The organism is Agreia sp. Leaf210 (genome assembly GCF_001421485.1).
In the GTDB taxonomy this organism is placed as follows: domain Bacteria; phylum Actinomycetota; class Actinomycetes; order Actinomycetales; family Microbacteriaceae; genus Agreia.
In genome coordinates this window covers 28,323-53,278 of record NZ_LMKK01000004.1, presented here as the reverse complement: position 1 = coordinate 53,278, position 24,956 = coordinate 28,323, and the positions used below count along the sequence as shown (strand labels likewise).

Below are 24,956 nucleotides of genomic sequence, written 5' to 3'. Positions count from 1 at the left end.
CTTTGGCTGCTGTCGAAGTCTAGCGAGCGAGCGGTGAGTGCGTACGGTAGTCACCGTGACCAGACCCGCTCCCATCGTCGTCTCCTCCGTCGAGGCCCAGTTGACCGCGCTCGTCCGGGAGCTTCCCCGAGGAACGAGTGGCCGCGTGATCGTGGGCATCTCGGGGTCGCCAGGATCGGGCAAGTCCACCCTGGCGCGAGAACTCGTGCGGGCCATCGGTCCGGGAGCGGCATACCTGCCGATGGACGGTTTTCATCTCGCCGACGAGCAGCTCGCGCGCCAGGGCCTCCTCGAGCGCAAGGGCGCCCCCGAGACGTTCGACGCCTTCGGTTATGCGCGCTTGCTCGAAACTCTTCGCGCCCGACCCCGGCATACGATCTACGTGCCCGACTTCGATCGCCGTCTCGAGCAGCCGCTCGCGGGAGCCCGCGCCATCGAGTCGAGCGACGACATCATCGTGACCGAGGGCAACTATCTGCTCCTCCCCGGCGAGGCCTGGGGTGCGGTGCGCCGGCAACTCGACACCTCGTGGCACGTCGTCACCGACTCGTCGCTGCGGCATCGCCGGCTGATCGCCCGGCACGAGGCGTTCGGCAAGACTCCGGATGCGGCGCGCGAGTGGGTGCAGGCCGTCGACGAGCCGAACGCGCGGCTCATCGAGTCGCGCGAGGGCGCAGCCGATCGCATCCTGGATCTGACCGAGTGGGCGCCCGACGCCGAGCCGGTGTGATCCGGCAGCGCATCGCGTTCGCCATCGCGGCGTGCGCGGTCATCGCGATCGGGCTGGGCGTGCACACGCTAGAGGGCCCGGTGGTGGCATTCATCGCGGACTCGTTGTACACGGTGCTCGTCTACCTGATTCTGCGTCTCGTGTTCGCGAGGGCTCGGCTCTGGATGCTCGCGGTCATCGCGTTCGCGTTCAGCGCCCTTGTGGAGGTGCTCCAGCTCACCGGCCTTCCGGAGCAGTGGGGAGATGCGTTCGCACCTGCCCGGCTGTTGCTGGGGGCATCGTTCTCTGCCGTAGACCTGGTCTCGTACGCGATCGGCGCGCTCGCGGTCTGGTCCGTCGACAACGTCGTGCTGAGGGTGCTCGGCGCGCGGTCGAAGAGTGCTGCGCCTCCTGCCGCATGACAGGATGAAGCATGCCCGTCGTCGAGTCCCGCTGTGTTGTTCCGGTCGACGTCGAGACGGCCTTCGCCGTCTCGCAGACGACGGGTGAGATCCGCAAGCGCTGGGATCCGTTCATCAGAAAGCAGTACTTTCTGCACGGGGCCACAGTGCCGGCGAAGGGCGTGTTCACCTACACGGTGCAGCGGTTCGGTTTTCGCATGGAGAGCGAGTACGTGTCGTACAAGCCGCCGTCGAACGTGGGTATGAAGATGACCAAGGGGTCGTGGTTCTTCGAGAAGCTCGGCGGCGGGTGGCGATTCACCCCCGTCGACGGCGCTCCGGGCAGCACCCTCGCCGTCTGGCGGTACAACTTCACGTGCAAACCCAAGTGGCTCGCGCCTCTCGCGGAACGGATCGGCGCCGTCGTGCTTCAGCGTGACATCGACCGTCGCATCCGGGGCTACGCCGCGGGGTGCGAAGACCCGGTGGTGCTGGCCGCAGTGAACGCACCAGCACGCTGATCAGAACGCCCCGGCGAGCATCCGGGTCGCCATGATGACGTGCTGCGCGCGCGCCCGTGCCGGACACCGCGGATGGAGAATGCGGTGCCCGGCGCGGGCTGGTGCGGGCTGACTCTCAGATGCGAGCGGCCTTCTTCCGCGACACGATCATGAGAGCGAGTCCGGCCAGCAGCAGGAGCGCGATGGCTCCTGCGAGCGGCGCCGCCGAGACGCCGGTGAGGGCGAGACCCGACGTGCCGCCTCCGGTGTAACCCGAAGCGGAGACGCCGGCGGCGGTGACGTTGCCGGAGGTGACGCTACCGGCGGCGACGCTACCGGCGGGGACCACGGTGGTGGTGGTCGGCGTACCCGGGTCCGTGGGGGTCGTCGGGTCCGTGGGGTCGGTCGGGTCCGTGGGGTCCGTGGGGTCCGTGGGGTCGGTCGGGTCCGTCGGCGTGGTCGGTCCGGCGGGGTCGACCGTCGGGTCGCCGATCACCGTGATCGCGTTGCCGCCCAGATCGATCGGAATGTTGATCACCGGAATGATCTGCGTTCCTCCTCCGATGCTTCCGTCGCCGCCGGTGGTGTTCTCCGACGAGCCGCCGGTGCTGCCACCGGTGACATCCGATCCCGTGGTGGTCGGGTCGCCGATCAGTGTGATGGCGTTGCCGCCGACCGTGACCGGTGCTCCGATGTCGCCGAGTACCTGGGTGCCGCCGAGAACGCTGTCGGTTCCGTCGGTGGATGCGCCGGGTCCGGTCGTGCCGGATCCGGTTCCGCCGGTCGTTCCGCCGGTCGTCGCAGAGCCGGTCGACTCGGCGTCGCCGATAAGCGTGATGGCGTTGCCGCCCACGGTGACAGGTGCTCCGATGACGGGAACGACCTGCGTTCCGCCGAGGATGCCGTCGTCGCCCGAGGTGGAGGCGCCGGCGCCGACGGGAGCGTCGGACGCTCCGTTCGATGTGTCCGGGCCGATGGTGCTGTCCGTGCTACTCGAGTCACCGATGACGGTAATGGCGTTGCCGCCGACCGTGATCGGAATATCGATGTTCGCAAGGCCCTGTGTTCCGCCCAGCAGCGAGTCGGTTCCCGTCGTGGTGACGGGTGCCGACTCTGCCGGTGCGGCTTCGGGGGCGGGCGCGGACTCGGTGGCCCCGGACTGCTCGGAGTCGCCGATCACGCTGATCGCGTTACCCGACACATCGATCGGGATGGCGACATCCACGATGGCCTGGCTGCCGGACGCGACACCGTCGTCGCCGGACGTCGTCGCCTCGGCGACGGGTTCCGCTGCCGGGGCGGCGGGTTCGGTGACAGGAGCGGCCGGAGCCGCCTCAGGAGCCGTGGACGTGGCATCCCCGAGGATGCTGATCGAGTTGCCCGAGAGGTCGACCGGAACGTCGAGACCGACGCCGATCTGAGTTCCCGAGAGCAGGCCGTCGTCGCCTGAGGTGGTGTCAGCGGCGTTCGCTGCGGCTACGCCGAGGCACGAAAGGCCACCGACGAAGAGGGTGAAGTACAGCCCTCTCTGAATGAACTTCTTCATGATGATTCAACTCCAAAAGATGGTGAGACTGATGAGCTCCAGCCGCGCGGTTGGCGGGGGAGATGGTTCGCGGTGTCTGCCTCTGGAATCGGGCAGGTGCGAACTCAGTCAGTCAGGAGTCGAACCGAGGTCGAACGTGGGTGAAGCGGGGAGCGCGTCGTCGGAGGCGAGAGCGCGCAGAGTGAGAGCGGCGTGTCCGAAGATCGCGCCGGAGATGGATTCGAGTGCTGCCGGGGCGCCGGAACCGGCCCCGCCGCCCGTTCCCTGGCCGCCACTTCCAGACGGAGTGGGCAAGACCACGGGAGAACCCTCCGAAGGCCCGGCGGGTGCAGGGGAACCCGGGGACGAAGGCGTTGAAGAGCTGGCGGAACCGGCCTGCCCCGGGGCGGGGAGACCAGGAGTGGGAGTAGACGCGGCTGCTCCGCGGAACGGCACCGACGTCGGGCTGGAGAACGGCTCCGAGGCGGAGGCGGGCGGGACCGTGACCGTCACCCCGAGGATCGTGACAACCGTTCCGGGAGACGCGGAGTCGGGAAGATCTAGGCCGGGAAGCGAGGGGAGGTCGACGCCCGGTCCGATCGGAGTGGATGCGCCCGGCAGAGCTGGTGTCACGGCGGTCACGGTGTCCGTCACTTGACCGACAGTGGTGTCGACGAGGTCGACGACCGGCGCCGTGACACTCGCAGTGGGGGTGGATCCAAGAAGGTCGTTCACGACGGGAACCGCCGCGACGACAGGGTCGACGAGATCGGTGACAGGCTGGACGATCTCGGACACGGGTGCCTCGGGTACGGCCTCGACCACGGGCACGACGACCTGCTCCACGACCGGTTCGACGACGGGCTGCACAACCTCGGCGACCGGCGCTGGCACGATCGACGTGACGCTGTCGACGACGGGTGCAACGGGCTCGACGACCGCATCGACCACCTGGCTCACGGGCTGGGTCACGCCGGAGACGACGTCCCCGACGCCATCGAGGAGTCCTCCGCCAGCGTGCGCTGGAGTAGCCGTCATGAAGATTCCGCCGACGACGAATCCCGCTCCGACAAGGCCGCCGAGAAGAAGAAGCCGCAGGCGACTGACAGGACGGTGCTCTTCGATGGCATCCATGTCAATCACCCCCAAGCGGCTGAATACCTCCAATCTAGGCACGACGTCGAAGCGCGGTAAAGGAGCTCGGATATTTCGGGTGGCGAACCTTTCGTGACGGATCGGTGCGTTCGTACGATGAGCGTCGAATCGGTTCGTGCGGGCGAATACCCGCGATTCCGCGGGCGCTCGGGGGCATTGAGTGATGTCGACAGATAAGTCGACTCGCGAAATTATGAACAGAGGAATCTTCGATTCGGCGGTGGGAACGGCCCGACCACTAGCCTGAGCGCATGCCCCAGAAGCCGGTCTCCGTCGACGAAGCCCTCGACCGGCGCGCGCATCCGTTGCGCGATCAGATCGATCTTCTTCGCAAACACACGCTCGCCGTCGATGCTCGGATCGTGGAGGAGTGGAAGTGGAACGCCCCCAGCTTTCGCCTCGGGACCGACTACCTGTACACGTTCATGCTGCGCCCCGATGACCATCTTCATCTCGTCGTTCACCATCCCTCGGCCCCCGATATCGAGAGCGAGATTCTCGAGGGCGACTACCCAGACGGACGCCGCATGATCTTCGTGCGCAGCGCAGACGAACTCGCAGAGAAACTGCCCGAACTCACCCGCGTGCTGCACGCCCTCGTCGCGCGCTCGCGGTAGTGCCCGGTAGCCTCGAGGCATGTCGACCGCCACACCGTTCTCTCGCCCCATCCGCACAGGAATCATCGGATTCGGCCTGTCAGGTCGCGTGTTCCACGCGCCGTTCCTCGCCACGAACCCCGACTTCGAGGTGTCGGTCATCGTCACGTCGAATGCCGAACGTGCAGCCGAGGCCGCGCACCTGCATCCGGCCGCCGCCATCGTCGCCACCGTCGACGAGCTGTTCGAGCGCGCGTCTCAAGGGCAGCTCGATCTCGTGGTCATCGGTTCACCGTCGGGCACCCACGCCGAGCTCGCTGACAGGGCCTTGGATGCCGGGGTCGCCGTCGTGGTGGACAAGCCGTTCGCCGTCACCAGCGCAGAGGGTGTTGCTCTCATCGAGAAGGCCGAGCGGCTCGGTCTTCCGTTCACCGTCTTTCAGAACCGACGCTGGGACGGCGATTTTCTGACGCTCTCGTCGCTGCTCGAGGCAGGGCAGCTGGGCGAGGTACGTCGCTTCGAATCCCGCTTCGAATGGTGGAAGCCTGTGCCGGCGAAGTCGTGGAAGGCGGAGGCCACCGCGGCGGAGGGCGGAGGCATTCTCTACGACCTCGGAGTGCACCTGATCGATCAGGCCCTGCAACTCTTCGGCGATGTCGAGGGCGTGCACGCCGAGGTACTGACGCGCAGAGAAGGCGGAGTAGCCGACGACGACACCACAGTGCTGCTCGAGCACCGCTCGGGAGTGCGCACCCAGCTGTGGATGAACGGCATGGCGGCCCAGGTCGGCGCGCGCTTTCACGTCTTGGGCTCGACCTCGGCCTACACGAGCTGGGGGTTGGACCCCCAGGAGGCACAGCTGCGCGACGGCGCTCTGCCGACCGACGACGGCTTCGGCGTCTATGGGGAAGACCGCTGGGGGCTACTCGGGGTCGACGGCGAGGTCGTGGCACTGCCCACGCAGGCGGGCAAATACGCGACCTTCTACGAGCTGCTCGCCGAAGCGCTGCTTCACGGCGGACCGCTGCCCGTCGACCCGCGCGACGCATTGCGCTCGCTCGAGATCATCGAGCTGATCCACACCGCCGTCGGCTCGTACGGCAGCAACGCCGAATAGCTCGCGAGCCGACGGCGCGCGATCTACTGGCCGCGGCCGGTGACCTTCTGCAGGCGGTCGATGTGCTCGGAAGCCTCGGCCTTGGTAAGGGTGGCGGGAAGCTCTTCGCCGGCCTCGCGCGCAAGCGTGTCGAGGTAGCTCTTCTGCGGGCCGGTCATCGGCTCGTCGCCGGTGACCCAGTCTTCGGGATCTTTGGCGGCGGATGAGTCGTCGCCGTCGGGTCGAGGCGCACCCAGCGTCTCGGCCTCGCCGCCTGCGGCACCCGTTTCTGCAGGGGAGTCGTTCTGAGTGATCGAAGGTGTTGCCGGCTCGACGGCCGCGTCGCTGTTCTGAATGTCTGACATGCCCACCACGCTACGGGTGGCGTCCGACACGCGGCCGGGGGTGGCGCATCCGGCTTCGGCAGAGTAGCGAGAGTTCAACTCCACAGTGCGGGGCTGCAGACGGGCTGTATGTTCGCTTCGTGACCCCGATTCGGGGTAAGTAAAACTCGGTAGTGTTGTGCCTTATGCCTCATGAACCCGTCGATGTCGCGCGCGCAGCCCTGCGCCGAAGCCCGCGCCAGGATCGCAGTGCCCAGCGGATCGAGTCGATTCTCGACGCGACCGCCGCTCTGATCGACGAGGCGGGCTATGGCAACGTGTCACCGACCCTCATCGCGAAGCGCGTGGGTATGTCCGGCCCGGGGATCTATCGCTACTTCGACGGCATGACAGCGATCGCCGCCGCCCTCGCCACGCGAAACCTCACTCGCCTGATGCAGGCATCTCAGGAGGCTCTCGAGAGCAGAGACGCCGAGTGGCAGGAGTTGCTCGGTCGAGTCATCAAGGCATACTGCACCCTCTATAAGACGGAGCCGGGTTTCCGCTGGCTGCGGCTGGGCGATGCCATCGATCGCAACCTCATCGACAACACCGACAGCAATCGCACGGTGCTCGCCCACCAGCTCGGAGAGCTGTTCTTCGAGCGCTTCGAGGTGTCGCGCAAGCGGCCCGATCTGCTCAAGCACGTCGAGGTCGTGATCGAGATCGTCGACACCCTCACGGCAAAGGCGTTCGAGACCGACGCGACGGGTGACCAGTTCTTCATAGACGAGTGCACGCGTCTGGCCATCGGCTACCTCGAGGACTACCTCGAGCGCACGCAGAGTTACCTCGACGACTGAGCGTCGTCTCTAGTCGGCCTCGGTCGATCCCGCTCCCGGTGAGCGCAGGTCGAGGTCGTCATCGCCCATCCCATCGGTCGGCAGCTGCTCTTCGACCGCGCCGAAGGAGTGCGACACGGCTTCGGTGGCCGCTACGCCCTCGGTCTCGACGCCCGGAACGATCTGTTCGCCCTCGTCGACCTCTTTCTTGTCGAACTCGCTCTGCTGGTCGCTCATGATCTCGTCCAATCTGGCGGGCCTCTGCCCGACCTCGAATCGTCGCCGTCTTCGACGGCTCATCCAGGCAAGCACGTCCGACCTCGACGCGCCAGCCCCTGGCACGGCCAGGCAGATCGCATTTGACTGGTGCTCGTCACCGAAACAAAGGAGCAGCATGTCAGACAGCATTCCCACCGAGGGCGAGAAGCTCGGCGAAGACGGAACCATCCCCAACTCCGACGATGGAATCGCGCTGGGTCACGGCGAGGCGTCGCACTTCAACATCGAAGAAGACGAGCAGGCCGACGGCGACTCCGACAGCGCGAAGAAAGACCTCGAAGACCCCGCTCAGAACTGAGTCGGAGGAGCTCCGGTCAGGCGGGCAGCACAGTCAGCAGTCGATTCTGCTGCACCGCCTCGACCGAGAGCACCTTGTAGCCCTCGTCGTCGAAGAAGACGGTGATGCGATCGTCTTCGACGCGCATCACGACCCCGATGCCCCACTTCTTGTGCGTGACGCGGGAGTCGACGACGAAGACCGCCGACGCATCGTTGCTGTTCTCACGGGCGAACTCCTCGTAGGCGAGCCCCGAGGTGCATGTGTCGCAGTTGCCGCAGGGCTCCGGTAGGTCTTCTCCGAAGTAGCCCAGCAGAAAGATGCGGCGGCATTCGAGGGTCTCCGCGTAGCCCCGAACCATCTGCACCCGCGATTTCTCGACACGGTGCTGCGCCTCTGCGCGTTCCACAGCGATGCGGGCTGCCGTCGATGGCGAGCGGCGGCCGACGGCGGTCAGACCGCTGGCCGTCGAGGTGAGGAGCTCGGCCTCCTCGAGCAGATTGACCAGGCCTCGGCAGGTGCGCGGCGACAACTCGAGCGCGTCGGCGAGATCGGTCAGGGAGATCGAAGGCGTCTTCTTGACGGCCGCATAGACGCGAGCGATCGACTCCTTCGACGGCACGCCCGACGCGAAGAAGGTGCGCAGGCCCAGGTCTTCGGAGCGGTAGTGCAGCGTCGCCAGCGACTCTTCTCCGTCGCGACCAGCGCGCCCCACCTCTTGGTAGTAGCTGTCGATCGAGTCGGTCACCGCCTCGTGCACCACGAAACGCACGTCGGATTTGTCGATACCCATGCCGAATGCGCTCGTCGCCACCACGATGTCGAGGGTGCCGTCGGTGAAGCGGCTATGCACGTCCTCCCGCTGGGCGTCGGGAAGCCCCGCGTGATAAGCGTCGGCCACAATGCCCTCGGCCTGGAGGGCGTCGGCGTAGCGTTCGGCGTCTGCGCGGGTCGCCACGTACACGAGGCCGGGACCCGTCGCATCCATGACCTGCCGCACGACGGCACGACGCTTGTCGTCGTCGCTCTCGTGACGTACGACCTCGAGTCTGATGTTGGGCCGGTCGAAGCCGCGGGCCAGCACGAGGGCCTCTCGCAGCCCGAGGCGCTCGACGATGTCGGTGCGCACCGGGCCCGAGCCCGTGGCGGTGAGGGCGATCACGGGCGGATGCCCGAGCTGTTCGATGACCTCGCCGAGGCCGAGGTAATCGGGGCGGAAGTCATGCCCCCACGACGACACGCAGTGCGCCTCGTCGACGGTGAACAGGGTGACGCCACGCGCTGCCAGACGTGAGACGACGGAGGGTTTCGCGAGCTGCTCGGGCGAGAGGAAGACGAAGCACTGCTCACCCGCTTCGACCGTGGACCACGCGTGTTCGGTCTCTTTCTCGGAGAGCGACGAGTTGATGGCGACAGCGGTGCGCCGATGAACCTCTCGGAGCGAGCGCACCTGATCGTCTTGCAGGGCGATGAGCGGAGAGACCACCACGGTCACGCCCCCGAGCAGCGTTCCCGCCAGCTGGTAGACGGCAGATTTGCCGTAGCCGGTGGGCATCACTGCGAGCACGTCTTGGCCGGATACCGGTGCCTGCACGGCGTCGATCTGCCCCTCGCGCAACGACGGCCATCCGAAGACGCGACGGGCGGTCTCGGCGATGAGCGGGGCGGGTGCTGAGGGTTGTGCGGCGGATTGTGCTGCTGATTGTGCTGAGGTCACGCGACTACGAAACCACAGGACTCGGATCTTCAGGGTGACCCTTGCGAACATTCGACTCTGGTGGCAAACGCAATCAGACAGTTGTCGGTTTAGGAGGTACCGTAGAAGCAGCGGACGGTTTACCGCAATCAGGACATCTCGCCGCCCGCGGATTGGTCAGATCAATGAAGGCTCTCCAGTACACGACCATCGGCAAGGCCCCCGAGGTCGTCGATATTCCGATCCCCACTCCTGGTCCCGGCCAGGTTCTGTTGAAGGTCACCGCGGCCGGAGTCTGCCACTCCGACGAGTTCGTCATGGGCCTTCCCGAAGACCAGTACACCTATGGACTCCCGCTCACTCTCGGACACGAGGGCGCGGGTATCGTTCACGAGCTCGGCGAGGGCGTCGAGCATCTCGCGGTCGGTGACGCGGTCGCTGTCTACGGTCCGTGGGGCTGCGGCCGCTGCCATAACTGCTCCGAGGGCAAAGAGAACTACTGCACCAACGCGCAGGCCGAGGGCATCATGCCTCCCGGACTCGGAGCCCCGGGCTCGATGGCCGAGTACATGCTCATCGACGACCCGCGCCACCTCGTGCCGCTCGGCGACCTCGACCCCGTGAAGAACGTCTCGCTGACCGACGCCGGTCTGACTCCGTATCACGCGATCAAGCGATCGCTTCCGAAGCTCGGCGCGGGAACCTTCGCCGTCGTCATCGGAACGGGCGGGCTCGGCCATGTCGGCATCCAGATACTGCGCGCGCTGTCGGGCGCGACGGTGATCGCGCTCGACGTGAACGACGAGAAGCTGGAGCTCGCGAAGAAGGTCGGCGCGCACCACGCGATCCTCAGCGACAAGAGCGCCGTCGCTGCGATCAAAGAACTCACGGGAGGCCTCGGCGCGAACGCCGTCTTCGACTTCGTCGGCGTGCAGCCCACCGTCGAGATCGCTGGTGCCTCGGTCGCCATCGAGGGCGACGTCACCATCGTGGGCATCGGCGGCGGGATGCTGCCGGTCGGCTTCGGCGCAATCGCCTACGACGCCGCCGTGCGCACGCCCTACTGGGGTTCGCGCGCCGAACTCATCGAGGTGCTCGACATGGCTCGGGCGGGCCAGATCTCGGTCGAGGTCGAGACGTTCGGCCTCGACGAAGGCCCCGCGGCCTACGAGCGCCTGCACGAGGGCTCCATTCGGGGTCGCGCGGTGATCCTGCCCAACGGCTGAGCCTCAGTGCTCGGTCGCCCGCTGACGGGTCAGCTCGCGCTCGCGTGCGCAGAGAAAGAGCGGGAACGCGAAGGCGAGCGCGACCAGCGGGACGAGCACGATGTAGATCACGATGCCCCGCATGCGCAGCCTCCGCGCCTCGGCGACCATCAGCACGATCGCAGCGACAGCCACAACCGCGAGGTCGACGCCGAGTGAGCCCACCGATGGTCCGCTGCCAAACCACTCTCCGAGAAAGTCGCGCTCCTCGACGATGGCGGTGATGTTGAAGGTCCAGGTTCCGACCAGGCCGACGACCGCCAGCACGAGGTAGACGACGGAGGCGGTGCTCCAATCGCGACGAAGCCGGCTCATGAGCGCACCTTCTCTGTCTTCTCGGCGATCGGCGTCTGCTCATCGTCGGGCCGCCTTTCGCTCTGCAGCGGATGCCGCGCGGCGGCGACGAGGACGACAACGGCGGCGAGGCCGGCAGCGATAGCGACGCCCCATCCGGCGATCAGGATCCCGCCCTGCGGCCGCACGATCGATTGGCCGATCAGCGCCTGTGCCGTCAGCACGGCGAGCGTCGCCGCGAAGGCGGCCGCGGCCACGACCACCAGCCGGGTGCGCACGCGATCGTCGGCGAGAAGCCGGATGCGCCCGGCCAGCGCGCCGAGGACGATCGCGATCAGCGGCAAGAGTTGCAGGGCGTGCATGCCCACGAAGTGCGGGATGCGGAGGTCGCCGGCCACGGTGCTCCATCCGAGAAGAGGAAGACCGGGCCCGCCGTCTGCGCTGCCCACGGTGTGCGCTCCCACGATGCCCTGATAGTCGTCGAGCTGCTGCGCAGTCGGACCGGTCATCAGGAACGCGAGGCCGAGGCCGACGAGCGCGATAGCCGCGCCGGTGCGAACGGCCACGGTCAGCGAGACGGTGGGCAGCGGCATCCAGAACAGCAGCACGGTGGTGACGAACGTCGCCACGTAGAGGATCGTGATCGACACGGCCATGACGCCCCAGAGCGCGGTGGCGAAGGGGGTGGAGACGTTGAAGTGACTCGTCGTGGCCGATGCGGCCGCGCCGACGATCGCGAGCTGCTCGACGGCGACGGCCACCGCGATCACGGTGCCGGCGGTGTGCGCCGCTTTTCTGAACCGTGTCAGGTGCGCGATGAGCCAGGCCCAGGTGACGCAGTAGAGAAGAATCGATAGCGAGAATTTCAAGGGCTTCAGCCACGTGTCGGCGCCGGCCACCTGTCTGGGGTCGACGGCGGCGCCGACGAGACACACGGCGGCGCACAGCACCATCAGCGCGGCCACCGCCATCAGCGGTCGATGCCAGGCGTAGGCGCGTTTCAGAGACAACATCACAGGTTCCGTTCTGAGGTTCGGTGAGCCTGGGCGATGCGCCGCAGGCCGAGGGAGAGGGGGTCGCCGAGCACAGTGCCCACGACCATGAGCTCGGTGCGCTCGGAGGGGTCGGCGATCGCGCCGACGGCGTCGAGGTCGGCCGCCGCCACGATGTCGGCGGCCGCCGCGTAGCGATCGAGATATCCGTCGCTCATGTGATGCCCGGCCTTCGCGAAGCCGTCGATGGTCTGAGCGACGATGCGTCGCCCCACGTTGTCGCCGCAGTTCGCCCACCCGGCGCGGTCGATCACGGCGTCGGCGCGAGCGATGCTCTCGTCTGACGGCTCGCTCACGTCGGCCACGGCGTCGCGGGCGAGCGCGTTCTGGGCAACCTCGAAGGTCTCGGCGATCGGCTTCGACGAGTCGTCGAGGGCCGCGAGTACCGCGGCAGCCGAACTCACCGACAGCTTGCCCACCTCGAGCATGGCCCGGATGAGCCGGAGTCGATCGACGTGCGATTCGTCGTAGCTGGTGCGGTTCTCGCCGCTTCGGGTGCCGGCGGGAAGGAGCCCGGCGCGCACGTAGTACTTGATGGTGGCCGCGGGGGTGCCGGAGAGCTGGGAGACCTGGGAGATGAGCACCTGCTGATAGTAGCACTACCGATAGTGGCAGTACCAGCAGTTCTTCGGTGAACGTCGACGTAGGCTGTTCCGGTGCCTGCGCTCCCCGGATCCACCGCCCCTCAGCTCGAAATCACGACGCTCGACGCGCTCCGCTCCCCGCGACTCCTCAGCCGCGAGGTGCTCGCCGGCATCGTCACGACGCTGGCCCTGATCCCCGAGGTCATCTCGTTCTCGGTGATCGCCGGTGTCGATCCCAAGGTGAGTCTCGTCGCATCCATCGTTCTCGCCATCACCATGTCGATCCTCGGCGGGCGGCCCGCGATGGTCACCGCCGCCGCCGGATCGGTGGCGCTGGTGGTGGCGCCCCTGGTGAAGGATCACGGCGTCGAGTACCTGCTGCCGGCGATCATCTTGGCGGGCATCGTGCAGATCGCCTTCGGTGCGCTCGGTCTGGCCAGGCTCATGAGGTTCATCCCGCGCTCCGTCATGATCGGCTTCGTCAACGCGCTCGGCATTCTGATCTTCGTGGCCCAGGTGCCGCATCTTCTGGGCGTGCCATGGCTGGTCTATCCGCTGTTCGCCCTCACGGTCGCGATCATCCTGATCCTGCCGCGCTTCACGACCGCGGTGCCCGCGCCTCTGGTGGCCATCGTCGTCGTCACGGCGATCGTGATGATCGCGCATCTGAACGTTCCCAACGTGGGCGACGAGGGCGAGATCGGCGGGGCTCTGCCCGGCATCACGCCGTTCCTCGCTCCTGTGAATCTCGAGACGCTGCAGCTCATCTGGCCCACGGCGTTGAGTGTCGCCTTCGTGGGGCTCATGGAGACCCTCCTCACCGCGAAGCTCGTCGACGACATCACCGAGACCCGCTCGCACAAGAGCCGCGAGTCGTGGGCGCTCGGGGTCGCCAACATCCTCGCCGGCTTCTACGGCGGAATCGCCGGATGCGCGATGATCGGCCAGACCGTCGTGAACGTCAAGATGGGTCGCGCGCGCACCCGCATCTCGACCTTCGTCGCCGGTCTTGTGCTTCTCGCCCTCGTGACCCTGCTGAGTGACCTCATGGCGCAGATCCCCATGGTGGCGCTCGCCGCGGTGATGATGATCGTGGCGATCACCACGGTCGACTGGCACAGCCTTCGCCCGGCGACGTTGCGCCGGATGCCGGTGCCCGAGACCATCGTGATGGTCGTCACCGTCGTGGTCGTCGTTGCGACAGGCAACCTCGCGCTCGGCGTGCTCGTGGGTGTGGTGCTCGCGATGGTGCTGTTCGCGCGTCGGGTGGCCCATGTCATCCGGGTCGACCGCGTCGTCGTTGACGAGGGAGCGTCGGCGCGCTACACCGTGCACGGTCCGCTCTTCTTCGGCAGCAGCAACGATCTGGTCGAGCGCTTCTCGTACGCGATCGATCCGCCGAATGTGACGATCGACTTCGGTGCGGCGCAGATCTGGGACGCGTCGACGGTGGCCGCCCTCGACTCGGTCGAGAACAAGTACCGTCAACACGGCGTGACGGTCAGGTTCGAAGGTCTGGATGGGCGGAGCTCGGCGCTCCACTCGCGTCTGTCGGGCCGCCTCGGTTCGTAGACGCGTGCGATCGCAGCGCCCGCGGCGGTCGGCCTGAAAGCCAGACGTACGTGACGGCGAGTACGACCGTGCCGCCGGCCACGAGCATCCACCACGGGAAACCGGGTACGTCTGGCGAGTCTCCGGCGGCGTCGATGTCGGACTGCGGGGTCGGAATGACCTGCTCGCCCGTGACCAGGATGCGGTGGCTGTTGATGCCGAGAGGCGTACACGTGACGAGGGTGAGCAGGTCACGACCGGGGCGGATGAGCAGGCTCTCCGTGTCGTCGGGCTCGACGACGAGAGTCTCGATCACCCGGTAGGTGAGCACATCACCGAACACCTCGACCGTGAACGTGTCGCCGACCGAGACTCGATCCAGATGCGTGAAGAGCTCCGAGGTGGCGAGCCCCCTGTGGCCGGTGAGCACCGAGTGGGTCGATTCGCCTCCCACCGGCAGGGCCGTTCCTTCGAGGTGACCGACACCGTGTTCGAGCACCGCCTCGCTCGTGCCGTGGTAGATCGGAAGATCGACACCGATCGAGGGAACCTTGAGGCGTGCCATGAGGCCCTCCGAGTCTCCTCGGAGCATCGAGAAGTACTGGGCGGTGTCTCCGGTGCGAGGATCGTTCGCGAGCGGAAGTCGCTCATTCGCAGCGACCGCCGCGCCACCGCCGGTGAGGGTCTGATTGTAGGCGCGGGCCTCCGCGAGCCTCTCCCGCAGGGTCTCGGCGCCGAGGTCGGTGATTCCCTGCGTGAGCCCGTCGATCTTCTGCGACTGCTCGACCGAACTGAACCAGGCCGCGATCGACGGATACAGCAGAAGGCCGACGCCGACCATGCTCGCCACCGCGATCACCAGCGGCAGCACGGGCAGGCGCCAGCGTGAAACGAGAACAGGCGGAGCGCCCGGGGGACGCTCCGCCTGTGTCTTCACGCTGTCAGATTACGCGGCGGGGTGCGCCACGGCGGCGTGCGCCACGACGGCGGCACGACGACGCGACACGGCCACGGCCGAGCCCAGGGCGACGGCGAGGATCGCGATTCCGCCGACACTGAACCACAGCGCGCCATCACCACCGGTGAGCGGCAGCGCGAAGGCCGGAACCTGGTCGTGCTCGAACTCGACGTAGTTCTGCACCGGCGCCGTCGTCGAACTCGGACCGGCGACGACCTGCGTCTGAACCTGGCTCGGCGTCGGCAGCTGGTATCCGGCCGGCGGCGTGATCTCACGCACGTAGTAGTTGCCCGGAGTGATGATCGGGATCGCGACGATTCCGTTCGCCTCGGTAGTCCAGTTCAGGATGCCGTTGATGCTGACAGGGTTCTGACCGAGATTGGCGTCGTTCTGGTTGAGGAACACCTCGTAGACGGCTCCGGCGAGCGGCGTGCGCACTCCGTTCTCGCTCTGGAACGAGAAGACGGTGAGCTGGCCGATGGGAGTGCTGCCGGTGACCGTGTCGGTGGCTCCGTTCACGACGCTCGTCGCCGTGTTGGTGATGATGCCGTTCGCAGGGATCGCCACCGCGCGGCTGAGCACGGTGAGGGTCACATCGCCGCCCTGCAGACCCGAGAGGCGAGTGAGGCCGGTCGGTGTGAAGGTGAGGGTGACATTGCGAGTGATCGCGTCGTAGACGAGCGTGTAGTCGGTGCCCGCGACGAAGTTCACTGCGATTCCCGCCGCGTTGGCGATGGTCACGCCGGAGGGCGCGACACCGGTCGGGCCGGTCGGCAGGTAGTTCAATTCGGCCGGCAGCGTATCGGTCAGGGTGAAGGTGTCGAGCGTGTCACCCGCGGCCAGTGTGGGAACGTCCGAGGCGATCGCCCAGCGGATGAGGTCGGGGTTGCGCGCCTCGACCGAGTTCGCCGGCGCGGGAACCCGGGTCTTCGTGAGATCGGTGACGGCGTTCTTGGGGTAGACGTGCACGTCGTAGACCCACTGGTTCGCCGGTGCGCCGCCGGGGCCGGTGGGGAATGGCAGCGTCACCAGGAACGGTGCCGACGGGTTGGTCGCCTCGGCGGGCAGTTCCGTCTCGGTCACCAGGTAGAGACCGAGGGGCAGGGTGTCGCCCGAGTTGAAGCGCGCCACGCCGTCGGTGCCGGTGGTGGCGGTGAACGTGTCGGCAGCGATCACTCGGCCGGCAGCCGTCGCCGGCGTGAGGTTGGAGACCTGCGTCCACCCCTCGGGCGTCGTGAGGTCGACACCCTGAACCCGGGCGGCGGTGAAGGTCGCACCCGAGAGGGGCGTGCCCGGAACGGAGACCTCCTGGCCCGTTCCGACCTGCTGGCCGTTCTCCGGGCCGAGTGCGAACTTGTGGATCGTCAGCGTGCGTGGGATGGCCGGGTCGATGTTGCCCGGGAGTGTGACGGCTTGAGCCGGAGCGACGGAGACGAACGCCGCCGCGGCGCTCAGCGCGAGGACGCCGGCGGCCGCGGAGAGCCTCCGGAGGAAGGGACTGGACATTATTACTCCTTGTGGATGATGAGAGTGGTGCGTGAGAAATATCGGGATCGTGATGGGCAGGGACTTCGGGACAGACGGATCGGTAGGTGCATCACCGGAAGGCGCCTCGCAACCTTCGACGCTGTGTCCACACCAGGAGGGCGAATGCCGCTGTGAGCACGGCTCCTCCTCCGATGAGGAACGCATCGGCGCTCGTGCCACCCGTGAGGGGCAGCCGGGTGGGTTCCACGGGGGCGTTGACGAAGCGGTAGATCGCCGTCTCGCCTGCCGCGGGGGCGAGGATGGTTCGGGAGGTGACGGCGGTCCACGTCGACCCGGTCAGGCGCTCGAGACGGAGCTCCTGGTACGCCAGCCGCCGGTTCGGATCCGTGGCGGCCTCGGAAAGGGTGTAGCCGTGGCCCGGTCGCACGTCGAAGGTGCTGGCGGTGTTGCCCGAGGTGCTGTACTCGGCGCCTGCCCTGGTCTCGGTCGGCAGTGTTCCCCCGGCGATCGCCGCCGGCGTCGCGGTCACTCGCCAATCGGAGGCCTGGAATCCGGTTCTCGGGCTCAGGACCTGCTTGACCAGGGTGATGGATGACGTCGAGTTGCCCACGGTGCACGTGACGGCGGCGCCTGCGACGGGCGTCACATCGCCGGCGGCGCTGACCGCCACCGTCGCCCCCGTGGCCGTGCGGCACTGCCACGCGCCCGTCTGCACATAGGTCAGTGGCCCGCCCGATTCGCCGAGTCGGTACGCCACGCCGGGAGTCACCGAGACACCGGATGCTGCCGCGGTGCCCGAGCGGCCGGTGGGGCCTGGCAGCGCTCCGGCGGGGCCCGTCGCGCTGAGGGTCCAGTCCGTCGGCAGGGCGCTGCCGTACCCCACCGTCTTCACGAGCGTGAGGCTCGCCGTGGGGCGATTCACGATGGTGCACTCGATGGCAGACGCCGAGGCTATGCCCGTCAGGCTGCCGCTCACGACGGTTCCCGTCTGGGTGAAGGCGACGGCCCGCGCCGTGCCGTTCACCGTGCACGAGCCGCTGACGAACGCGAATCCCGTCTGCTGAACTTCAGAGACGGTCACCGTCGCGCGAGATGCGTCGGAGCCGAACAGCACGGTCCAAGTCGCCTGGCCCGCGGCATCCGTCTGCTGTCGGGGAGCCTCGCTCGGCAGGGCTGTCGCCGTTCCCGTGGTGGCCGTCGCGGTCGTGCCCACCGTCCAGTCCACTCCGGGCCGGGAGAGGCCGGAGAACTCCTGGATCGTCTTCGTGATGCGCACGGTCGACGCCGGACGAGGAGAGTTGAAGTAGGTGCAGTTGACGTTGACGCTGAGCCTCGTGGGCATCGTGACGGCACCGGTCGCCGTGGTTCCGGAGCTGAGCCGCACCCCGTCGGCCCAGCACTCGTAGATGGTCGTGTAGGCCGCGATCGCAGAGGTGGATCCCGCGGCCATGGCCTCGGAGATCGTGACCGTGCTGCCGATAGGAGCGGGGAAAGGACCGATCTGGGCGGTTTGCCTGCCGAGGGTCGCCCCGGTTGTCGTCGCCGTGGCGAAGGCGGTCAGGGGGGTTCCGGCGGAGGCGGTCAGCTGGAACTGGTCGCTTGCCGCCTGGCGCCCGACGATGTTCTTCTGCAGGGTGATCGTCGACGGCGAGGAGCAGCCGGCGAGGTCGACCGAATCGACGGGGACGCGTGCCGTGCCGCTCACGCGGTTCCAGGTCGTGGCATCGAATTCGTAGGCGCTGCCCGCGTTGGCGAGGTAGACGGTGCCGCGGGGGGAGAAGGCGATGCCGTTGACGTTGGCGAAGGCAGCGTCGGTGCCCGTCAGGGCGCGGGTCGCAGACGTATTGACCGCGAGTGTGCCGCCCGACGCGGCCGCGAGCGTCTCGGCCGTGACGGTGTAGATGGCCGCGCTGCTCGCTCCGTTGACGGTCGAGGCGCCGACCACGTAGAGGTTGCCGCGGGCATCGAACGCCATGTCGCCGTTGCCGTTGGGCGCCGCCCCCGTGGGGAAGGACCCGAGGAATGCGAAACGTGTGGCGGTGGGGTTCGACTCGGTGAAGCTCCAGATGTAGAACTGGCTGTTCAGGAAGGTGCCGAACAGGTAGCGGCTCCCCGACAGGTCGACGGCACCGGCCACGAGGCTTCCCGTGATCGCGGTGCCGCCCGCGACCGTCGTGTACGAGCTGTTGGCCAGCGTCTGGAATCCCGATCCCGGGGTCCATTTGAGAATGGATGCCACGTCGGTGGCGTCGGCGGAGCGCTCGATGGCATACGCGACCGTTCCGCCCGCGCCGATGCCGAGTGCATTGCTCGCGGTGGCTCCTGTCCACGATCCGACCTGAGCGAGCGTTCCCGAGACGATGTCTCCCTGCTGCAGGGCACCTGCGGCGGTGATGGAGTAGAAGTGGTTCGTGTCGCAGAAGAGCCGCGGAGTCTGAACAGTGTTGGTGAACGTGCAGATCACCTCGGCGCCCACCTCGTTCGGAACGGTGATCGCGCCCGATGCCCCGGAACCCGATCCGATGACCGTGCCGCCGCGCGTGCACTCGTACCCGTTGGAGTAGCCGAGGCCCGCGCCTGCCGTCTGGGCCTCGTGCACCGTGTAGGTGGCGCCCGGCTGCACGACGTAGCGGCTAACCTGAGCCGCCTGAATTCCGGTGGCGGTGCCGGATGTCGTGGCCGACGCAAGAACACTGGTTCCGGTTCGCAGGGACAGCGTGAACTGGTCGGTTGCCGCAGTGCGTGCCGGAAGGTTCTTGCGCACCGTTATCGTCGTCGCGGCCGCAACGGTGACACTTGCGGGTGCCGAGGCGATGAGCCCTGTCGGCGTGACGGTGCCGCTGCTGTACGTTCCAGCCCCGGAGGCGACCACGTCGACAGTGATCGTGCAGGAGGCGGCGCCTGCTGCAAGGTCGCCTCCAGCGGCAGTCACAGTGGAGGAGCCTGCCGCTGCCGTCACGGCGAACGCGGTTCCGGCGACGTTCGCGCAGGAGCCCGCGACCGCGGGGGTCGGAGCCACCGTCAGGCCGGCGGGGAGAGCCGTGGAGAACCCCCAGTCGGTTTTCGCGAGCAGCTCGCCGGTGTTGGTGATCGTGAACGTGAGCGTGGTGGGAACGGTGGCCGTGGCCGCCGCGCCACCGAAGCTCGCATCGAGTGCGGGGGTGACCTCGATCACCCGCAGGTTGTCGACCCCGAATCCGCTGCCCGAACCGGTGACGGAGTTAACGAGCTGCACCTGCGCAGCGGCGATCTGCGCCGGCGAGAGGAGAGCAGTGTTCGTGCCGGAGTAGTTGGCAGCGCGCACCGAGGCCGACAAGGCCGGATCGAAGACGCCCCCGAGAGTGGGAAGTCCGGGCTGGGTAGGAGACGTGTAGAACACGCTTCCTGTCGCCGTGCAAGGAACGACGGGGCTTGCGAATCCCGTCAGGAGAGCCGTGCCGCCCGAGACCAGGTTCAGCGAGAGCGACGCGTTATTCGTTCCGCACTGGGCGCCGACGGCGTTCATCCGAAGCGCGTAGTACCGCGATGCCGGCGCGGTCACGCCTATCCCCGTGGCCGAGGTGAGGACCGTCGTACCCCCGGCGACCGTGCCGTAGGGAAGGGAGACCAGCGCGTGGTTGCCCTGGCTCCCGGCGGTGCCGGTCGTCGAACCGTTGGCGGGAGACGAGGCCGACGTCGATCCGATCACGCCTGCCGCGACCTGGCCGAGCACGTCGGACATCCTGCGGATCTCCCGTGCGGCCACCGACGACTGGCCGACGACGAGCTGCGGCTGGGTGGGGCAGAAAGCGGGGTTCGGGTAGGGCGAGAGGTAGTTGACGAGCACGCCCGTGCACGCGGATCCGTTGGCCCATCCCGTCGATGCCGTGTAGCGGCCGCCGGAATATGCGGCTATTCCGCTGGCCGTGTTGGTGAGACCTTGCTCGAAGGCCTCGATCCAGACCTGCCGCGGTGCCTCCGGGATTCCCGCGGCGAGGGTGCCGAAATCGCCTCCGGCCCGAGCCGTCTCGGGCGGCGCCCGGTCGGATTCCGGGGCGGGTTCGGATGCCGTCGGTTCGTCCTGCAGGCCGGGATCGGTCGGCTCCGCGGCCGGATCCGGTGTGTCCGTCGAAGGTGCGACGGAATCGCCGGGTTCGACCGGGCCGGGCACCGGTTCCTCGACAGGTGCGGCCGGTTCTTCCGTGGGATCCGCCGATGGGACGGGATTCGCAGGCGCCGGTGTCTCCTCGGCGGTTGTGTCCGGACCATCGGGAGAGCCGATCGATTCTGTCGCCTCAGGGGTCGGCGAGACTTCGGCGGCTACAGGGGCGACTCCCCAGGCGCCTACGACGAGCGCACCGACGAGGGCGATCACGACCGCCCCGAACCCGCGCCGAACGTCGGCTCGACCCGCGGAGTGCTGCGGGTTCTTCAGGTGTCGGGACATCGGCTATCGCGTCTACTAGATGAATGTGAATGTGTCAGACGTGCGAAACGTGGGCACCGTAAACGTCGCCCTGATTGCGCAAATGCACCGAACCCCCGAGGAGTCGACGCGCCCGGGAGCGCGCTGACAGCTTGAAGTTATAGGCACGTTTCCGCGTGTCACAAGCCGGTTCGACAAGCTGCACTACTGAACAAAATCCTCAGTAAAAATCAGTACTACTGGTTTTTAAGGGAGGGACTACTGAGGCCCCCGTCGCCCTCGAGGTTCGCGGATTTCGAGCCGTGTATGGTGCGTGCCCGCGACCGGATCGTGGCTGTCTCGGCCGCCTCGGCTCGTAGACTCGCCGCATGCGAGCCATCACACTTCCCCGATTCGGCGACCCCTCAGTGCTGACAGTCACCGAGGTCATCGAGCCTCCGGTCGGCCCGTCGGATGTGCGCATCGATGTCGTGGGCGCGGGCATCAACGGCGCCGACATCTCGCAGCGTCGAGGCAACTACCCGCCGCCATCCGGCGCCCCGCTCTGGCCCGGACTCGAGGTGTCGGGCATCGTCAGCGCCACCGGCGACGACGTCTCCGAGTGGCGTGTCGGCGACGAGGTCTGCGCGCTGCTTCCGGGGGGAGGGTACGCCGAGCGCGTGGTCGTCGATCAGAGTCTCGTCCTTCCCGTGCCCGCCGGGGTGTCTCTCCTCGATGCAGCCGCGTTGCCCGAGGTGGCCGCCACCGTCTGGTCGAACGTGTTCATGAGCGCCGAGCTGGCGTCGACCGAGGCCTTTCTGGCCCACGGAGGGTCGAGCGGAATCGGAGCCATGGCCATCCAGATCGCCGTAGCCCGGGGATCGCGCGTCTTCGCGACGGCGGGGTCGGCCGAGAAGGTCGCGTTCGCCGAGCGCCTCGGCGCCATCGGCATCAACTACCGCGAACAGGACTTCGTGGAGGTCGTCAACTACGAGATGGGGGGAACCGGCGTCGACGTGATCCTCGACATGGTGGGCGGCGACTACATCGGACGCGACATCCGGGCCCTGGCTGTGGGCGGTCGCATCATGGTGATCGCGAACCAGAGCGGCGACTCGAGCTCGTTCAACGTGGGTTCGCTGATGGCCAAGCGCGGGCGCATCTGGGCGACGACGCTGCGTGCCCGACCGCTGGCCGAGCGCGCGGCCATCATCGCGTCGGTGCGCGAGTCGGTGTGGCCGCTCATCGAGCAGGGGCTCGTGAAGCCCACGGTCGACAGCGTGTTCGCACCCGACGACGCGGCCGACGCCCATCGGCGCATGGAGTCGAGCGCTCACATGGGAAAGATCCTGCTGCAGTTCGGCTGACGAGCCAGAGCGGCTCTACTCGTGGTCGGTGGGTGCCGCGCGGTCGTCGACCGCCGCCATGATCGCGTCGATGCGGTCGCGAGCCCGGTCGAACTGCCCGACCGAATCCCAGACCTCCGGGTTCTCCTCTCGCACCTGCTCTACAGGCTCCCCGGCGCGGGAGACGGCGGCCAGGTCGAAGCTCACATTCGTGCGCGCGCCCGTGATCGCGGCCCGCAGGGCGCCCAGGGCGACGACGACGTCGGCGATCAACGCGGGGTTTCCGTGCAGCGCCAGCCACTCCAGGTCGTCGACGGCTTCGGACGCGCGTTGCCCGAGAATGCTCGAGGCGCGTGCGGCGTCGACCGAGGCGGCCCGCACCGCGGCATCTCGCGCCGGCCCCTTGTCGAGGTGGTACGCGGCGCCGAAGGCAGAGGATGCCGCCGAGTCCTCGTCGGCCAGGCCAAGGGCGGTCTGTCGCAGCGACTGTGCGCGTGCCCGCAGCTCGGCGAGATCGACGTCGTGATCAACGGCGTGCCCGGTGCTCCTGGCTTCGCGATCTTCCGAGTATGCCGCGACCATCGACATCAGTGCTGCCGCCATCGCCAGCATCACACCGGCCCCTGCGCCTCCACCGGGCGAACCGTTGGCACCTGCCAGGGCACGGGTCCAGTCGTCGACGGTAGAGGTGCGCGTGGTGACGTCGGCCGATTCGCTCATGCGTCTCAGTCTGCCAATACGAAACGCCGAGGCGAAGCGATGACCTGCATCACGTCGTCTCGGCGTCTCTGTAGCGACTAGTGAGCGGAGTAGCCGCCGTCGACGAGGTGGTAGCTGCCCGAGATGAACGATGCTTCGTCGCTCAGCAAGAAGAGGGTCAGCGCGGCGACCTCTTTGTCAGTGCCCAGCCGGCGCGAGGCGTGCTCGGCCTCGAGCGCGGAGAGTGCTTCCGGGGAGAGGCTGGAGCGTACGAGCGGGGTGTCGATGAATCCGGGGCCGACGGCGTTCGTGCGTACGCCCTCTGAGGTGTACTCGAGTGCGGCGACCTTGGTCAGGCCGATCAGCGCGTGCTTGCTCGTGACGTAGGCCGCGTTCTCGGCGATTCCCACCGAGCCGAGGACCGACGCCATGTTCACGACGGCGCCTCCGCCGGCTGACACGATCGCCGGCAGCTGGAACTTGAGCCCATAGAACACCCCGTCGAGATCGACGGAGCGAACGCGATCCCAAGCGGCGATGTCGTAGTCGCCGATCTTCTGGGGAGCGGCGCCGATACCCGCGTTGTTCACCGCGAGGTGCAGCGCTCCGAAGGTCGACTGCGCGAACTCGACAGCTGCCTGCGAATCCTGCCACTTCGCTGTGTTCTGCTCGAAGGCGGCCGCCTTGCCGCCGGCGGCGACGATCTCGTCGACGATCGTCTGGGCGGCCTCGAGCTTGATGTCGGTGACCACGACCGACGCGCCCTGCTCGGCGAGCTCACGCGAGATCTCGGCGCCGATGCCGCTGCCTCCGCCGGTGACGATCGCTACCTTGTTGTCGAACCTGGCCATGAGGATCACTTTCCATTCTCTACAGACTGATGTCGCGGAGACTCGCATCTCCATGCGCTTGCATTGAGTTCAAGTCGCCGACCTGTCCAGAATATTCCTGCTAAGCGACATCTGTCGGTTTTCTCAGGAGATGAGCCGCCAGTCGCGAAAGAACTCCATCACGGTCTTCGAGTGCAGCTCGTCGTGCACCTGCGCGAGCAGCCGCCCCGCCTGCTCCTGTCTTCCGGCATCGGTGCGCAGCTCGACGGCGCCCGTGTCGTGGCGCGTGACGACCAGCTCATGTCGCCGGCGCAGCGCCCAGGTGCGCACCGTATCGATGCGCGCATCCAGATGATTGGATGCCGGATCGAACGCGTCGGACTGCATGCTCTCGTCGGGGTCGATGGCCATACATCGAGGCTAGGCGCGCGGCGAAGGGTCAGACAACCCCGTCGAAACGAGGCGGGCGGAGCCCAGACCGGTCAGAGTTCGTCGGAGCCCGACTCGTCGCCCCATGACGAGATGGCGGCGGGGATGCGCAGCTCGCCATCTGCGGCCCGGGCCACCACGTCGACATGGTTGAGTCGGCTGGCGGGGACCCCGTCGCGCGAGACGAACCAGGTGCCGAGCATCAGAGACGCTCCCGGCGCTGCCACGCAGGCGCCCATCACGGTGAACGCCCCGTAGGCGAGTTCGAAGTAACGCGCCGCGATCACGTCGCCGTGCTGGAGGGTCGGAACCACATCGGCCGGATCACCCGAGGGCAGTGCCGCGACCTCCTCGTCGCTGAGTGCGGCCACGCCGTCGTCGGCGAGGGCGGCCTGCGGATCGATGACCTCGAGAAGCTGCAGCGACTTGTCCGGCTTGAGGTTCGCATCCAGAGCCCGGCCCGCGATCATGAACGAGTTCGTCGTCTTCGAGAAGTGCGCCCGGCCTTCGATCGACACGACGCCATAGCGCGGCGTCGAGAACACGGCCCTCAGGAGCTCGCCTGATTTCAGCTCTGCGATGGTCGCTGTGAGCCCCTTGACGTTGCGCTTGCTGGGGATGGTCAGCTCGGAGATCGACGGCACAGGGCTTCTCTCATTCGGTGGGTGTCGACATCC

Annotated in this window: 25 protein-coding genes; 10 read left to right on the top strand and 15 right to left on the bottom strand. The window is 67.5% G+C overall.

Annotated elements, in window-relative coordinates:
- The first annotated feature begins 55 nt into the window (after positions 1 to 55).
- Genes ASE64_RS14760 through ASE64_RS14750 form a run of 3 tightly spaced genes read left to right on the top strand, consistent with a single transcriptional unit; the run spans position 56 to position 1,631 of the window.
- Positions 56 to 730: a nucleoside/nucleotide kinase family protein gene (locus ASE64_RS14760; protein ID WP_235480651.1), complete on the top strand. Its 675-nt coding sequence runs from the start codon at positions 56 to 58 to the stop codon at positions 728 to 730.
- Entirely contained in the window at positions 703 to 1,131 is a 429-nt protein-coding gene (locus tag ASE64_RS14755) for a ribosomal maturation YjgA family protein (protein WP_162234576.1), read from the top strand. Before ASE64_RS14760 ends, ASE64_RS14755 begins: the two co-directional genes overlap by 28 nt.
- Positions 1,132 to 1,142: 11 nt before the next feature.
- Complete coding sequence (locus ASE64_RS14750; protein ID WP_055782259.1) at positions 1,143 to 1,631, top strand: SRPBCC family protein; 489 nt, start codon at positions 1,143 to 1,145, stop codon at positions 1,629 to 1,631.
- Between the two features lie 115 nt (positions 1,632 to 1,746).
- Here the strand turns inward: ASE64_RS14750 and ASE64_RS14745 are convergent, their stop codons facing one another.
- Positions 1,747 to 3,156 carry a chaplin family protein gene (locus tag ASE64_RS14745; protein WP_055782256.1) on the bottom strand — a complete coding sequence of 470 codons (1,410 nt, stop codon included), beginning with the start codon at positions 3,154 to 3,156 and terminating at the stop codon, positions 1,747 to 1,749.
- Positions 3,157 to 3,264: 108 nt separating this feature from the next.
- Positions 3,265 to 4,269 carry a hypothetical protein gene (locus tag ASE64_RS14740; RefSeq protein ID WP_055782253.1) on the bottom strand — a complete coding sequence of 335 codons (1,005 nt, stop codon included), beginning with the start codon at positions 4,267 to 4,269 and terminating at the stop codon, positions 3,265 to 3,267.
- A 272-nt stretch (positions 4,270 to 4,541) separates the two neighbouring features.
- On the opposite strand from ASE64_RS14740, the gene ASE64_RS14735 reads away from it, so the two are divergent.
- Together ASE64_RS14735 and ASE64_RS14730 are read left to right on the top strand one after the other, a co-directional pair.
- Positions 4,542 to 4,907 carry a DUF1801 domain-containing protein gene (locus ASE64_RS14735; RefSeq protein ID WP_055782249.1) on the top strand — a complete coding sequence of 122 codons (366 nt, stop codon included), beginning with the start codon at positions 4,542 to 4,544 and terminating at the stop codon, positions 4,905 to 4,907.
- A 19-nt stretch (positions 4,908 to 4,926) separates the two neighbouring features.
- Entirely contained in the window at positions 4,927 to 6,003 is a 1,077-nt protein-coding gene (locus ASE64_RS14730; RefSeq protein ID WP_055782248.1) for a Gfo/Idh/MocA family protein, read from the top strand.
- Between the two features lie 23 nt (positions 6,004 to 6,026).
- Here ASE64_RS14730 and ASE64_RS14725 read toward each other — a convergent pair whose 3' ends face one another.
- Entirely contained in the window at positions 6,027 to 6,347 is a 321-nt protein-coding gene (locus ASE64_RS14725; protein WP_055783098.1) for a DUF3072 domain-containing protein, read from the bottom strand.
- Positions 6,348 to 6,511: 164 nt separating this feature from the next.
- On the opposite strand from ASE64_RS14725, the gene ASE64_RS14720 reads away from it, so the two are divergent.
- Positions 6,512 to 7,168: a TetR/AcrR family transcriptional regulator gene (locus ASE64_RS14720; RefSeq protein ID WP_055782245.1), complete on the top strand. Its 657-nt coding sequence runs from the start codon at positions 6,512 to 6,514 to the stop codon at positions 7,166 to 7,168.
- Positions 7,169 to 7,177: 9 nt separating this feature from the next.
- Here ASE64_RS14720 and ASE64_RS14715 read toward each other — a convergent pair whose 3' ends face one another.
- Positions 7,178 to 7,384, bottom strand: coding sequence for a hypothetical protein (locus ASE64_RS14715; protein ID WP_156351963.1), 207 nt, complete (start codon positions 7,382 to 7,384; stop codon positions 7,178 to 7,180).
- 157 nt (positions 7,385 to 7,541) lie between these two features.
- Between ASE64_RS14715 and ASE64_RS14710 the strand changes: the two genes are divergently transcribed.
- Entirely contained in the window at positions 7,542 to 7,724 is a 183-nt protein-coding gene (locus ASE64_RS14710) for a hypothetical protein (protein WP_055782239.1), read from the top strand.
- Positions 7,725 to 7,740: 16 nt separating this feature from the next.
- Here the strand turns inward: ASE64_RS14710 and ASE64_RS14705 are convergent, their stop codons facing one another.
- Entirely contained in the window at positions 7,741 to 9,420 is a 1,680-nt protein-coding gene (locus ASE64_RS14705; RefSeq protein ID WP_235480650.1) for a RecQ family ATP-dependent DNA helicase, read from the bottom strand.
- Between the two features lie 164 nt (positions 9,421 to 9,584).
- Between ASE64_RS14705 and ASE64_RS14700 the strand changes: the two genes are divergently transcribed.
- The gene (locus tag ASE64_RS14700; RefSeq protein WP_055782237.1) at positions 9,585 to 10,625 is read left to right on the top strand and encodes an NAD(P)-dependent alcohol dehydrogenase; all 1,041 of its coding nucleotides are present in this window, start codon (positions 9,585 to 9,587) and stop codon (positions 10,623 to 10,625) included.
- 3 nt (positions 10,626 to 10,628) lie between these two features.
- Here the strand turns inward: ASE64_RS14700 and ASE64_RS14695 are convergent, their stop codons facing one another.
- The 3 genes from ASE64_RS14695 to ASE64_RS14685 are packed head-to-tail and all read right to left on the bottom strand — an operon-like array spanning position 10,629 to position 12,594.
- Positions 10,629 to 10,979, bottom strand: coding sequence for a DUF2834 domain-containing protein (locus tag ASE64_RS14695; RefSeq protein ID WP_055782234.1), 351 nt, complete (start codon positions 10,977 to 10,979; stop codon positions 10,629 to 10,631).
- Positions 10,976 to 11,971, bottom strand: a complete 996-nt coding sequence (locus tag ASE64_RS14690) for a hypothetical protein (protein ID WP_235480649.1) — start codon at positions 11,969 to 11,971, stop codon at positions 10,976 to 10,978. Before ASE64_RS14690 ends, ASE64_RS14695 begins: the two co-directional genes overlap by 4 nt.
- Positions 11,971 to 12,594, bottom strand: a complete 624-nt coding sequence (locus ASE64_RS14685; protein WP_055782232.1) for a MerR family transcriptional regulator — start codon at positions 12,592 to 12,594, stop codon at positions 11,971 to 11,973. The genes ASE64_RS14690 and ASE64_RS14685 overlap by 1 nt, the downstream gene beginning before the upstream one ends.
- Positions 12,595 to 12,666: 72 nt before the next feature.
- On the opposite strand from ASE64_RS14685, the gene ASE64_RS14680 reads away from it, so the two are divergent.
- The gene (locus tag ASE64_RS14680) at positions 12,667 to 14,166 is read left to right on the top strand and encodes a SulP family inorganic anion transporter (protein WP_055782229.1); all 1,500 of its coding nucleotides are present in this window, start codon (positions 12,667 to 12,669) and stop codon (positions 14,164 to 14,166) included.
- On the opposite strand, the gene ASE64_RS14675 is transcribed toward ASE64_RS14680, so the two are convergent.
- The 3 genes from ASE64_RS14675 to ASE64_RS14665 form a co-directional block, all read right to left on the bottom strand.
- The gene (locus ASE64_RS14675; protein ID WP_235480648.1) at positions 14,096 to 15,082 is read right to left on the bottom strand and encodes a class C sortase; all 987 of its coding nucleotides are present in this window, start codon (positions 15,080 to 15,082) and stop codon (positions 14,096 to 14,098) included. The two genes, ASE64_RS14680 and ASE64_RS14675, sit on opposite strands and share 71 nt — an antisense overlap.
- 9 nt (positions 15,083 to 15,091) lie before the next feature.
- Positions 15,092 to 16,609, bottom strand: coding sequence for a SpaH/EbpB family LPXTG-anchored major pilin (locus ASE64_RS14670; RefSeq protein ID WP_055782224.1), 1,518 nt, complete (start codon positions 16,607 to 16,609; stop codon positions 15,092 to 15,094).
- A 91-nt stretch (positions 16,610 to 16,700) separates the two neighbouring features.
- Entirely contained in the window at positions 16,701 to 21,017 is a 4,317-nt protein-coding gene (locus ASE64_RS14665; protein ID WP_055782221.1) for a DUF7933 domain-containing protein, read from the bottom strand.
- Between the two features lie 347 nt (positions 21,018 to 21,364).
- Here ASE64_RS14665 and ASE64_RS14660 point away from each other — a divergent pair, with 347 nt between their 5' ends.
- A complete protein-coding gene (locus ASE64_RS14660) occupies positions 21,365 to 22,342 on the top strand; it encodes an NAD(P)H-quinone oxidoreductase (RefSeq protein WP_055782219.1) in 978 nt (325 codons plus the stop codon).
- A gap of 15 nt (positions 22,343 to 22,357) precedes the next feature.
- Here the strand turns inward: ASE64_RS14660 and ASE64_RS14655 are convergent, their stop codons facing one another.
- The 4 genes from ASE64_RS14655 to ASE64_RS14640 form a co-directional block, all read right to left on the bottom strand.
- The gene (locus ASE64_RS14655) at positions 22,358 to 23,041 is read right to left on the bottom strand and encodes a cyclodeaminase/cyclohydrolase family protein (RefSeq protein ID WP_055782217.1); all 684 of its coding nucleotides are present in this window, start codon (positions 23,039 to 23,041) and stop codon (positions 22,358 to 22,360) included.
- A gap of 77 nt (positions 23,042 to 23,118) precedes the next feature.
- The gene (locus ASE64_RS14650) at positions 23,119 to 23,871 is read right to left on the bottom strand and encodes an SDR family NAD(P)-dependent oxidoreductase (RefSeq protein ID WP_055782214.1); all 753 of its coding nucleotides are present in this window, start codon (positions 23,869 to 23,871) and stop codon (positions 23,119 to 23,121) included.
- Positions 23,872 to 23,994: 123 nt separating this feature from the next.
- A complete protein-coding gene (locus tag ASE64_RS14645) occupies positions 23,995 to 24,261 on the bottom strand; it encodes a hypothetical protein (RefSeq protein WP_055782211.1) in 267 nt (88 codons plus the stop codon).
- 71 nt (positions 24,262 to 24,332) lie between these two features.
- Positions 24,333 to 24,923: a hypothetical protein gene (locus tag ASE64_RS14640; RefSeq protein WP_055782209.1), complete on the bottom strand. Its 591-nt coding sequence runs from the start codon at positions 24,921 to 24,923 to the stop codon at positions 24,333 to 24,335.
- Between the last annotated feature and the right edge of the window lie 33 nt (positions 24,924 to 24,956).